Origin of the sequence: Acinetobacter indicus CIP 110367, assembly GCF_000488255.1 — a bacterium.
In the GTDB taxonomy this organism is placed as follows: domain Bacteria; phylum Pseudomonadota; class Gammaproteobacteria; order Pseudomonadales; family Moraxellaceae; genus Acinetobacter; species Acinetobacter indicus.
The window spans coordinates 566272-578548 of sequence record NZ_KI530754.1; the positions used below are offsets into that span (position 1 = coordinate 566272).

A 12277-nucleotide genomic window follows, 5' to 3' on the forward strand; every position below is an offset into this window, starting at 1 on the left:
AGTCAATGAAAAAATGGACGCAACTGACCTTACTGACGCTGGCCTTAGCTGGTGTAAGTGCTTGTTCCAATGATCCGGGCCAGAACAACACCCAGGCCGATCCACAAAGCAGTGCCGCTGCTGCCGACAAACTGCAAACCCGTTTTGTCAGTATTGCCACGGGTGGTGCCTCCGGTCCCTATAACGTGATCGGGACCAGTCTGGCCGAACTGTAAAACAAAACCTACGGCGTTAACTCCAAAACCCAGACCACCGGCGCTTCGGTTGAAAACCTGAACCTGCTAAAACAGAATAAAGTCGAAATGGCTTTTGTGATGAGTGATAGTCTGACCGAAGCCATTCAGGGCACAGGCAGCTTTAAAGATAAAATTGGCAAGGTGCAGCAAATTGCGGCTTTATATCCTAACTATGTGCAGATTGTGGCTTCAAAAAAATCCGGGATTCGCTCTATTGAAGATTTAAAAGGCAAACGTATTGCCGTGGGTGCACAAAACTCCGGGGTGGAAGTTAATGCGCGTACCCTGCTGAATGGTTTTGGGATTAGCTATGACGATGTCAAAGTCGATTACTTGGGCTATGCCGAAGCCGCCGATGCCTTAAAAGGTGGCAAACTGGATGCGGCCTTCCTGACCAGTGGTATTCCAAATTCATCATTGATGGAACTACAGCAGAGTTTTGATCTGCAACTGGTGAGTATTAATGCAGACAAAGTCAAACAGATTGCCCAGAACCAGTCTTACTTCCTGCCGATGGTGATTCCAAAAGGCACGTATGGCAATACAGAAGATGTGCAGACCGCGGCCATTATGAATGCCTTGGTGGTACGTTCCGACCTGTCTGAAGATGATGTGTATAAGCTGACCAAAACCTTCTTTGACAATTTAGGCAATTTAGCCAATGCCCATCAGGCCGCTACAGATATTACTCTGGAAAAAGCCCAGCAAGGTCTGGTTGCACCGCTGCACCCAGGGGCGAAACGTTATTATGATGAGGTGGCAGCACCTTAATGTTCAGCCATAAAAGTGCAGTTTGGGCCATTGCTGTCCCACAATTTTTCACAAGAGGAAGCTCATTTGAGCTTCCTCTTGTTTTATGGGTATTTTATCGGGTGAAAATAAAGCTTTTAAAGTTCTTCTTTCAAACAAATTCACTTGAATTATTCTGAGTAAACGTTGAACTGTCCAACCTGTTTTTCCTAAATGTCGAGCGAAACTCACCAATAAATAGGCGATCATCGCAATCCAGATTTGTGTCTGAATTGCGTTCCTGCTGCGGCCTAGAAACGCTTTTAATTTGAGATTCTGCTTAATCGCCTTAAAGAACAGCTCAACTTTCCAACGATCTTTATAAATCGCCGCAATGGTGGAGGCGGCTAAATGAAAGTTATTGCTGAGAAAGCTAAAGTGCTTGCCACTTTGCTGATCTCTATATTCAATTCTTCTTAACACTGGGGCTTTTCTTTTTAGGGCATGTGCGCTATTCAGCTGAATGGTTTCATCTTTTAGAATACCTTTGGATTCAAGCACTGGATGTTGCTGGATCACCTGATACACAGATTTAGGCCTAAAACGTGTGACAAATCCAATGTTTTGAGCAGTCAGATTTGCATACCATTGGTAATCGACATAGCCTTTATCAAAAACTACAATGCTGCCAGCAGGAAACTGGAATTTGCGGCCTTGTACCATGTCATTTTCTTTGCCATTTTCAACTGCAACAAACTCAGGAATATCATTGCTGTGATTCAATCCTATACTGAGTTTCATGCTGGCTTTTGAGTCGTGAACTTTGGCCCATTCACATAAGGAAAGCGACAGGTCAATATGACTGGCATCCAAGGAATACAAGGGATTCTTAAAGCGAAATTTATGAGCTACTTTTGAGTGTTCATAGTATTTAAGCAACTTGTAAAATGGCTGTTGATACAAGGCAGCAGGCTGCTGCTCATTGATTCGTGCCAGCGTGCTTCGGGGAATAGACTTTGCTCCGAGATGACTCAGCTTTTCCTGTTGGCACTCCAAATTGGATTGAATATCTCTCAGACTTTGCCTACAAGAGAATTGAGACATCAATATGGCAATAAACTGATCCCACCGGGAAGCCGCTCTAAATTTCTGTCCAACATGGTGTACTTTAGCAAGTTGTTCAAAATCCTGTCGCACAACAGGTTTAATTAGCTCATGAAATACGGTATTCTGATGTGACAAAACCTGAATCCTGGTCGTTAAAGTGTTTGTTTACACTCATATTTTAACTGTTAGGACTCAGGTTTTTTTATTTAAAGCAAACTATGGGACAGCAGTGCAGTTTGGGCTGCACTTTTTCTGTTGATGCTGATCATCCTGCTCGGCTTGTGGTTTCCGCAAAGTTATACCCTGGTCAAGATTGAAGAGAGTCACAAAGGTCCTAACACCAGCTGTGTGATTCGCCCGCAACAGTTTCAGTTGCAGTGGCAACATTCGGTAGAAAAAACCCGCTGGCAGGAACATTATCAGCGTGAAGATCAGCATTTTATTTTAACGCATACCGACCTGGTGTCCTTTGGTGCCGGTACACCGGATCATTATCCTGTGCTGCGCCAAGCCAATGGCCAGGTACGTATGCAGGTCAATCATCATTTAAAAGAATTACATTGGACCATTTCACGCCGTATGCAAGGACAGCTCCAGATCAATCAGAAACGCTGGCCCATTGCCGAAGATTTTCCTGATTACACGGTGGTGCATTTTTCGGTACAGCAACGACCGTTCTGGAAATGGTGGGGTCAAGGAGACTGCGTATGACACGACAAGAAAAAGTAACCATTGAACAGCTGGATGAAAAAGAACAGCAGGCCCTGCTGGAGAAATTTGACCGGGAATCGGTCACGCGTCAGCCTCGCAGCAAATCGGTCAGCTGGTTTATTGCCGCGATTGCCATCAGCTATTCGCTGTTTCATCTGTTTATTACCTTTAACCCGCTTCCAGAACTGCTACAACGCTCGGCGCACGTGGCCATTGGTCTGGTACTGGTGTTTTTACTTTATCCGGCACGACAGTCCAGTTCCCGCCAGCATGTGGTCTGGTTCGACTGGATTCTGGCCCTCGCCTCTCTCGCTTCATTTTTATATTTATGGAAAGAATATCAGGCCATTATGACCACCCGCGGCGGGATTCCCAATGTACTTACTGGATATTGTGTTTTCAATTATGACCGTGGTGCTGGTAGTGGAAGCAGCACGACGGGTCATGGGCTGGATGCTGCCGATTCTCGGGCTGATTTTCCTAGCTTATCCTTTTATCAGTCATTTTAACTGGATGCCAGAACGGCTGCTGACCCGGCCTTATACCGTGAGTGATATTTTCGGGCAGATGTATCTGAAAACCGAAGGCCTGTATTCATCGGCGATTGGCGCATCGGTGACTTTCATTTTCCTGTTTATTTTATTTGGCGCCTTTCTGGCTAAATCGGGGATGGGCAAATTATTTAATGATCTGGCCATGGCCCTGGCCGGGCATAAACAGGGTGGCCCGGCCAAGGTGGCGGTTATTTCCAGTGGCTTTATGGGCAGTATTAATGGTACGGCAGTGGCCAATGTGGTCGGTACCGGTTCCTTTACCATCCCGCTGATGAAAAAGATTGGTTATCACAAAAATTTTGCCGGCGCGGTGGAAGCCAGTGCTTCAGTCGGCGGACAGATTTTACCGCCAGTGATGGGCGCCAGTGCCTTTATTATGGCGGAAACCACCGGCGTCAGTTATGGCACCATCGCCCTAGCCGCGACCCTGCCGGCGCTGTTGTATTATTTAGGCGTGATGGCCCAAGTCCATTTTCGTGCCGGGAAAGACAACCTAAAAGGGGTACCGAAAGCAGATTTGCCAAGAGTCAAAGAAGTGCTGAAAGAGCGCGGACATTTGCTGATTCCGATTGTGGCGCTGGTGTTTTTCCTGTTCCAGTCAATTCCGGTCAGTTATGCTGCGGTGTATACCATTGTGCTTACGGTTATTGTGGCAGCCTTTAGAAAATCTACCCGCATGGGAATTCGGGAGATTCTGGATGCCCTGGCCGATGGTGCCCGGCAGTCTTTATCGGTGATGGCGGCCTGTGCGGTGGTCGGGATTATCATTGGGGTGGTTAGCCTGACCAGTTTCGGTACCGTCATGACCTCATCCATTATGAGTATTGGTGCGGGCAGCCTGTTCCTGACCCTGTTCTTTACCATGCTGGCCTCCATGATTCTGGGCATGGGCCTGCCTTCGATTCCGGCCTACATCATTACCGCGACCATGGCTGCACCAGCCTTGGCCCATTTTGATATTCCGACCTTGGTAGCGCACATGTTTGTGTTCTATTTTGGTCTGTTTGCCAATATCACCCCGCCAGTGGCGCTGGCCGCCTTTGCCGGTGCCGGGATTGCTGGCGGCGACCCGATGCGGACCGGTTTTCAGGCACTGAAACTGTCACTGGCCGGTTTTATTGTGCCGTTCCTGTTTGTATATAACCCGGCCATGCTGATGATTGATACCACCAATGTGGCCGTTAATGCGCGTGAATTTGCCTTCCCGGCCTGGACCACCATTGTCAGCATTACCGTGACTTCGGTTATTGGGATTCTAGCCTTGGGCGCGGCGGTCGAGGGCTATTTCAAAACCGGTTTAAACTGGTTCTGGCGAATTTTCATGGGGGTGGGTGCCTTAATGATGATTATTCCGGAAACCTATACCGATATTGCCGGTACCATCATGGTGGTGATTGCAGTGGCTGTTAATGTGCTGCAAGCCAGAAAGCAAAAATCGACGCCATCCGGTTTATCATCTGCCTAAAATAAAAACCCAATCTGAAGATTGGGCTTTTTTCTATTCACTACATTACAGAATTAAAAAATCCGGTTCTGGTCTTTGTCTGCTTTTGGCAGTTTATCCATGATTTTCTGGGCAATTTCCCGATAGCTGTCGGCTGCATCATCTTCGGCAATCACAGACGGTTTACCGGCATCGGCATTTTCACGAATCTGTACATTCAGCGGCAAACGGCCCAGTAATGGAATATCGTATTGCTCGGCCAGTTGATCGCCACCACCGGTCCCAAAAATTTGCTCTTCAAAACCACAGTTAGAACAGATGTGCGTCGACATATTTTCAATCACACCTATCACCGGAATCTGTACACGGTTAAACAGCTCAATGCCTTTGGTCGCATCCATTAAGGCTACGTTTTGCGGTGTAGTGACAATTACGGCACCCGTGACCGGAATACGCTGCGCCAGGGTTAACTGGATATCACCGGTTCCCGGCGGCATATCAATCACCAGTACATCTAAATCTGGCCACAAGGTCTGATTGAATAACTGCATCAGGGCACCCGTAGCTTTTGGTCCACGCCAAGCCACCGGGGTATTATGATCACCAGTTAAATGACCAATCGACAGCACCGCCATCCCATAGGCATCTAGCGGCACAAAATGCTCGGCTTCAATCATCGGGGTTTGCCCGGCATTGCCGAGCATGGTTGGAATACTCGGGCCATAAATATCGGCATCTAGCACGCCTACTTTCAGACCCAGCTGTTGCATCGCCAAGGCCAGATTGACCGTGGTGGTTGATTTTCCAACCCCGCCTTTACCGGACGACACTAGAATTACGTTTTGAATACGTGGATGTTTTGGCACATCACGCTGCTGCGGTGCGGCTTTTTGAATTGGCGCTTCTTCTTGCTGGGGTTGATAGTTGGCATTGGCTTGCTTGAGCGCATCTGGACTTGCCGAAGCATCGACCACAGGTGGCAGACTGGATTTTGCTGCAACTTGTGGCTTGCTGGAACAGCTTTCACCTTCGGCATGGTTATGACCACAGCCGCCCTCTTTTTTCGCCCCGGTTTTTTGCTGCACCACATGCAGATTCAGTTCCTTGATGCCGCATTGCTCGAGTGCATCGGCCAGTTCATCATGAATCTGCTGCAAATACTGTTTTTCTTCCGGATAGGTATTGATGGTTAATTGCAGGATGCGTCCCTGTACATTGACCTGAGAAATACGCTCTTTGAGTGCGTTTTGGGAAGCAGGAAGTACATAGTTTTGCAGTACCTTCTGGATTTCTTCCTCTTTCACCTCCTGTGCAGGAGCAAAGACCGATTTTAGTGAAGAAAGCCACGACATAAAGTTACTCCAAATCTGGATATACAACCGAATGCCCTAGTTTAACGGGTATTTAAACGAAGGTTAAGCCAGTGCAGCCACAGGAATTATAAATCTTAGTCAAAGACTTGGTTTTTTCTGTTTTTTCGGCACAGAAATGCAGATTTTATCCGGTCCTGAAAAGAATTCACCGATTCCCTTGTGCAAGCCTGCATCATCTAAGGTAAAATCGCGGACATTGCATAATGAATACGAATGAGAGAGTTAATCCGTGCGTAAAATTTTAGTCACCAACGCCCTTCCATACGCCAATGGTCCAATCCATATGGGCCACTTACTCGGTTATATCCAGGCAGATATCTGGGTTCGTGCCATGCGTGCAATGGGCCATGAAGTGACTTATGTCTGTGCGGATGATGCTCACGGTACCGCCATCATGCTACGTGCTGAAGCCAACGGTATTTCACCAGAACAGCAGATTGCCAATGTTCAGGCCGAACATATGCGTGATTTTGCCGGCTTTAAGGTCGATTTTGATCATTATGATTCCACCCATAGCGACACCAACAAGGCGCGCGCGCAAGAAATTTATCTCAAGAACCGTGATGCCGGCAATATTGCAGTTCGCCCTGTAACCCAGTTATTTGATCCTGAAAAAGGCATGTTCCTGTCAGACCGTTTCATTAAGGGTACATGCCCGAAATGTAAAGCCGAAGATCAGTACGGCGACTCATGTGAAGTCTGCGGAACCACGTATAACGCCACTGAACTGTTAAATCCGAAATCGACGTTAAGCGGTGCCACGCCGATTGAAAAATCATCGGATCACTACTTCTTTAAATTGCCAAACTTTGGTGAATACCTGCAAAAATGGACCCGTGATGAAGGCCGTTTGCCGGTATCAATTGCCAACAAGTTAGATGAATGGTTTGACAATGGCCTGAACGATTGGGACATCTCCCGTGATGCACCTTACTTCGGCTTTGAAATTCCGGATGCGCCAAATAAATATTTCTACGTTTGGGTTGATGCACCTATTGGCTATATGTCGAGCTTTGAAAACTACGTCAAAACCAAACGTCCAGACCTGAATTTTGATGATTACTGGAAAAAAGATTCTGACAATGAGGTCTATCACTTCATTGGTAAAGATATTGTCTATTTCCACGCGCTGTTCTGGCCAGCAATGCTGGAAGGTGCCAACTACCGCACCCCAACCGGTTTATTTGTAAACGGTTTCTTGACTGTAAATGGTCAGAAGATGTCGAAATCTCGCGGTACCTTCATTAAAGCAGAAACCTATTTACAGCATCTGAATCCGGAATACTTACGTTACTACTTTGCCTCTAAACTGTCTGATAAAGTTGAAGATTCTGACCTGAATCTGGATGATTTTGTGCAGAAAGTAAACTCTGACTTGGTGGGTAAAGTAGTGAATATTGCCAGCCGTTGTGCCAAATTCATCAACACCAAATTTGATAACAAGTTAAGTGCAACCTGTGCCGAGCCTGAACTGGTGCAAAGCTTTATTGACGCTGGTGATTCAATCGCGCAAGCATACGAAGCACGTGAATTCTCTACTGCGATTCGTGAAATTATGGCACTGGCGGATAAAGCCAACCAATACATCGACGAGAAAAAGCCTTGGGCGCTTGCGAAAATTGAAGGCGAAGAACAGCAAGTGCATGATGTGTGTTCTGTCGGGATCAACCTGTTCCGTCAATTGGCGGTTTACTTGGCGCCTGTATTGCCAACATTGGCTGAACAAGTTCAAGCCTTCTTACAACTCGACAGCTTTGACTTTGCATCGCGTCAGCAAATTTTGCTTGCACATGAAATTGCACAGTTCCAACCATTGATGCAACGTGTAGATCCAAAAGCTGTTGCTGCAATGGTGGATGCATCTAAAGATTCTTTGGCTGCGCCTGCTGAAGCGCCAAAAGCGGAAAAGAAAAAAGAGAAGAAAGCAGCTGAGAAAAAGCCAGAACCTAAAGTCGGTGAAGCTGAAATTATTGGTATCGAAGACTTTATGAAAGTTGACCTGCGTGTGGCTGAAGTTTTAGAAGCAGCTCACGTTGAAGGTTCTGACAAGCTTCTTCAATTGACGTTAAATGTAGGTGAAGCTGAACCACGTAACGTATTTAGCGGTATTCGTGAGTTCTACCAACCTGAAGACTTAAAAGGCAAATTGGTGGTGATGGTGGCAAACCTTGCACCACGTAAAATGCGTTTTGGTATTTCAAACGGTATGGTACTCGCTGCGGGTAATGGCGATGGTGTTTGGGTGATTTCACCTGAAACTGGTGCTAAACCGGGTGATAAAGTGTCTTAAATTTTAAAAGTTAAGATGAGAAAAAGCCTCTACGATGTAGGGGCTTTTTGTTATTAGGTATCATTGAAATTAATTAATATCAATTGTAAAAATTTGAGTAGCAATATTTAAGTATTCATATGCGACAGCTGTTTTTTTAGAAAATGCCTTATCTCTAGTAAAAAGATATTCACAAAAACAACCATAAGAAGCGTGAGACATATCACTAAATGAAGCTATAAATCTTTTTTCTTTATGTAGACCCTCATCTTGATAATAGCCAATCATATTTAGCATCGTATATATTTGATTCACTTTCTCAAAAATATAGTATTCTTTTTCAGAGTTAATATCCTTTTGTAATTGAAAAAATTTATCTAATTCAAGATTTTCTAATTGCGGGTTGTTCTTTTGAAGCATTTCCCATATTTGGTTTAAAACATTTGGAAATTCAATTTTTTGTAATTTGTCGTGATTAATTTTTAATGATTCTCGAAAATTTTTATTGGCAGCTTGTGTCCGATTAGATTCTTCCAAATGTTGTATAGATAATTTGATATGAGATTCATATTTAAGCTTTTCTGCTCTTAATTTTGGGAGTTCTTCTTTGTATTTTTTTATTTCTGCACAAATATATTCATCTTTGTTCTCAAAAATTTGTAAATAATTTAGTAAACTTTCAATAAAAATCAAAATATTTTCAAAGTTTTCAAGCTGTTCCGTTTCAAATTTTTTATAATCTTTAATCCCGCCATAAATAGCAAATAAGTTATTTTTAAGCGGTTTAATAAATTTATCTAGATAATTATTTTCAACATAGTAATTAAAATGCACTAATGGTTCTTCCCAAGATCTAAAAATTGTATTGATAGTTTTACCATTTTCATTTATCAAAGTAATAAATTGTGCATCTAATTCTTTCAAAACATTTAAAAATGCTAAGCCATATGTATTACTTTTACCATTCACAATTGACCTATAAATTTCTTCTAACGTAATAGGTGAATAAACAACTTGTACTTCATTCTTCAAGAGCTTAAATAAATCGGAATCCTTCCCTAATAAGCATTTTGGCTCTGTAAAGAGGTCTAAAATATTGTGGTCTAGATAAGCTAAAGGTTTTACTGAATCCTGTGGTTCAATCATGCGATTCTCTTATTGGATAATTGTTTATTTTATAACCAAGAAATTTTTTAAACAATGTGCTAAAAATAGAATATGTTCCTGAAACCAATAAGAATCCCATGAAAACTTTAAAACCCTTATTCCTAACATTCGCTTTAAGCACCACAACTATCACCACAGTCCAAGCCGTTGAACCAACCATCCCCCAACAAAAACAGGTCGCGGGCTACTATCATCACCAAATTGGTAATACTCAGATTACCGCCCTTCTCGATGGTACAAACTACTTAAATCCATCAATGTTTAAAGGCCTAAGTGATATAGAAAAAATTGAGATTTTAAAGAAATATCATGCCGATCAAGCCAAAGGTATACAGACCTCAGTCAATGCTTTCCTGATTAATACAGGCAATCAACTGCTCATGGTGGATAGCGGTGCTGCAAGCTGCTTTGGTGCACACTTGGGTTCAATTTATAACAACCTCAAAGCATCAGGTTATCAGCCTGCACAAGTGAGTGATATTTTTTTGACTCATCTCCACCCCGATCATGTCTGTGGGATTTCTAACAACAGTGTAGCCAATTATCCAAATGCGACCTTACATATTGCCAAAACTGAATATGATTTCTGGCTCAATCCCAATACCGTAAAAAAACTACCGAAAGACAAACAGGCTGGCTTTTTGGGTACGGTGGAAAAAATCAAAGCGGCTTTAGCACCTTATGAAAAAGCCAAAAAGATTAAAGTCTTCTCCGATAAATCTCTGGCCTTTGGTGGTGTCGAGTTTAAACCGTCATTCGGGCATACACCGGGACATTACAGTTTTAAATTAAAGCATGAGCAGCAGGAACTGGTATTTATTGGTGATATTGTACATTCGCATACCATTCAGTTTGATAAGCCTGAAACCGCCATTGAGTTCGATATTGACCCGAAAGCGGCGGTCGCCACTCGTCTCAAGCATTTTGCTGAATATGCCAAAGACGGTCAGACCATTGCGGCCGCGCATTTACCATTCCCGGGCATCGGCCATATTTATTCAAAAGATGGCAAAAGCTATCAATGGATTCCAGTACATTTTACCGATTAACTCAGTTCTCTTGAGCTAAGTCAGTTTTATAAACAGAACCCCGCTAATGGGGTTCTGCTGTTTTACATCCAGTATTCCTTGCTATTCTTTCGCACTTTTTCTGTTCCTACACGCAACCACATTAGCCCTCGCAGCAATTTTCGCCTTAATTTTTAAAATTTTCTAAACAGTCCAGCCTGTTTCAAAATGCACCGTAAACATACAAACTGCTGCACATCTTTGTATCAATCAATTTAAATCCTTCAAAAATAGCCCAAAATATTGAGTTTTACAGCGTTTAAAAAAGACTTGATTTAGTGCAAAAAACCGCACTGTGCTTTATATCGAGTCTTATTCATTTCACGAAATTCTTCATCAAAATTTCCGCAGTCTGCCCCTCTTTTACAATCTATTCGCCTCGATATACTGAGCTTCTTTTCCTGATCCCGTGCACTCAATTGGAACGCACAATGCCAAATATTGACTTATTATTTCTCCTTCTTGGTGCAGTGCTGGTACTGGCCATGCATGCCGGATTTGCATTTTTAGAGCTCGGCACCGTTCGGCATAAAAATCAGGTCAATGCCCTAAGCAAGATTCTCACGGACTTTGCCATTTCTGCGGTGGCCTATTTTCTGGTGGGCTATTATATTGCCTATGGCCAGCATTTTTTCCATAGCTCGACCACTCTGGCGGCCGATCATGGCTATAACCTGATGCGCTGTTTTTTCCTGCTGACCTTTGCGGCGGCAATTCCGGCCATTATTTCTGGTGGGATTGCTGAACGTGCCAAAATGCGTTCGCAGGCCTTGGCAACCTTATTTCTGGTGGCGCTGATTTATCCATTTTTTGAAGGGATGATCTGGAATGGCAACTTTGGTCTGCAACTCTGGCTAGCACACAGTTTTGGTGCCAGTTTCCATGACTTTGCCGGTTCGGTGGTGGTACATGCCATGGGGGGCTGGATTGCACTGGCCGCGGTGATTCTGCTGGGTGCGCGTTATGGGCGCTATAAAAAAGATGGTCGTATCAGTGCGCATCCGCCTTCGTCGATTCCTTTTCTGGCTTTGGGTTCCTGGATTTTAATTGTCGGCTGGTTTGGCTTTAATGTGATGAGTGCCCAGCGTCTGGATGCCATTTCCGGACTGGTGGCGATCAATTCTTTAATGGCGATGGTCGGGGGCACAATAGCCGCCAAAATTGCAGGCAAAGATGACCCGGGCTTTTTACATAATGGTCCCCTCGCCGGTCTGGTGGCCATCTGCGCCGGCTCCGATGTAGTACATCCGCTCGGTGCCTTTGTGATTGGCGGCATCGCTGGGATTATGTTTGTCAAACTCTTCACCTATACCCAGAATAAACTCAAGATTGATGATGTGCTCGGCGTCTGGCCACTGCATGGCGTATGTGGTGCTTTTGGTGGGCTGGCAGTCGGTATCTTTGGGCAGCAATGGCTCGGTGGTATGGGGGGCGTATCCCTGATCTCCCAGCTGTTCGGCACAGCGCTGGCAATTCTGATTGCGCTGGCCGGGGGGTTCCTGGTTTACGGCGTACTGAAACTGCTGATGGGGATCCGTTTAAGCCAAGAAGAAGAATTTAATGGCGCAGATTTATCTATCCACCGGATTTCCGCCAATTCTGAAGAAAATATGTTCTAAG

Annotated in this window: 7 protein-coding genes and 2 pseudogenes; 6 read left to right on the forward strand and 3 right to left on the reverse strand. The window is 44.4% G+C overall.

The genetic code is table 11. The features are described 5' to 3' along the window. Positions 1-5: 5 nt before the first annotated feature. Positions 6-1007, forward strand: a pseudogene (locus tag P253_RS07445) (TAXI family TRAP transporter solute-binding subunit). Between the two features lie 48 nt (positions 1008-1055). Here the strand turns inward: P253_RS07445 and P253_RS07450 are convergent. Beyond that, positions 1056-2207 carry an IS4-like element ISAbe18 family transposase gene (locus tag P253_RS07450; protein WP_016659346.1) on the reverse strand — a complete coding sequence of 384 codons (1152 nt, stop codon included), beginning with the start codon at positions 2205-2207 and terminating at the stop codon, positions 1056-1058. Positions 2208-2330: 123 nt separating this feature from the next. Here P253_RS07450 and P253_RS07455 point away from each other — a divergent pair, with 123 nt between their 5' ends. Together P253_RS07455 and P253_RS07460 are read left to right on the forward strand one after the other, a co-directional pair. After that, complete coding sequence (locus tag P253_RS07455; RefSeq protein WP_016659347.1) at positions 2331-2783, forward strand: DUF1850 domain-containing protein; 453 nt, start codon at positions 2331-2333, stop codon at positions 2781-2783. Further along, positions 2780-4802: pseudogene (locus P253_RS07460) on the forward strand (TRAP transporter permease). The gene P253_RS07455 and the pseudogene P253_RS07460 overlap by 4 nt, the downstream one beginning before the upstream one ends. Positions 4803-4855: 53 nt before the next feature. On the opposite strand, the gene apbC reads toward P253_RS07460, so the two are convergent. Next, a complete protein-coding gene (gene apbC / locus P253_RS07465) occupies positions 4856-6133 on the reverse strand; it encodes an iron-sulfur cluster carrier protein ApbC (protein WP_016659350.1) in 1278 nt (425 codons plus the stop codon). 250 nt (positions 6134-6383) lie between these two features. Between apbC and metG the strand changes: the two genes are divergently transcribed. Then, on the forward strand, positions 6384-8444 hold the full coding sequence (gene metG / locus P253_RS07470) for a methionine--tRNA ligase (RefSeq protein WP_016659351.1): 2061 nt from the start codon (positions 6384-6386) through the stop codon (positions 8442-8444). Between the two features lie 69 nt (positions 8445-8513). Here the strand turns inward: metG and P253_RS07475 are convergent, their stop codons facing one another. Continuing rightward, entirely contained in the window at positions 8514-9569 is a 1056-nt protein-coding gene (locus P253_RS07475; protein WP_016659352.1) for a hypothetical protein, read from the reverse strand. A 98-nt stretch (positions 9570-9667) separates the two neighbouring features. Between P253_RS07475 and P253_RS07480 the strand changes: the two genes are divergently transcribed. Together P253_RS07480 and P253_RS07485 are read left to right on the forward strand one after the other, a co-directional pair. Continuing rightward, on the forward strand, positions 9668-10639 hold the full coding sequence (locus tag P253_RS07480) for an MBL fold metallo-hydrolase (RefSeq protein WP_016659353.1): 972 nt from the start codon (positions 9668-9670) through the stop codon (positions 10637-10639). A gap of 449 nt (positions 10640-11088) precedes the next feature. After that, positions 11089-12276: an ammonium transporter gene (locus tag P253_RS07485; RefSeq protein WP_016659354.1), complete on the forward strand. Its 1188-nt coding sequence runs from the start codon at positions 11089-11091 to the stop codon at positions 12274-12276. The last annotated feature ends 1 nt before the right edge of the window (position 12277 follow it).

Bases quoted from the DNA above. Each gene is read 5' to 3' on its own strand.
- P253_RS07455 (WP_016659347.1), top strand. From the start codon at position 2,331: ATGCTGATCATCCTGCTCGGCTTGTGGTTTCCGCAAAGTTATACCCTG.
- P253_RS07480 (WP_016659353.1), top strand. From the start codon at position 9,668: ATGAAAACTTTAAAACCCTTATTCCTAACATTCGCTTTAAGCACCACA.
- P253_RS07485 (WP_016659354.1), top strand. From the start codon at position 11,089: ATGCCAAATATTGACTTATTATTTCTCCTTCTTGGTGCAGTGCTGGTA.
- P253_RS07475 (WP_016659352.1), bottom strand. From the start codon at position 9,569: ATGATTGAACCACAGGATTCAGTAAAACCTTTAGCTTATCTAGACCAC.
- apbC (WP_016659350.1), bottom strand. From the start codon at position 6,133: ATGTCGTGGCTTTCTTCACTAAAATCGGTCTTTGCTCCTGCACAGGAG.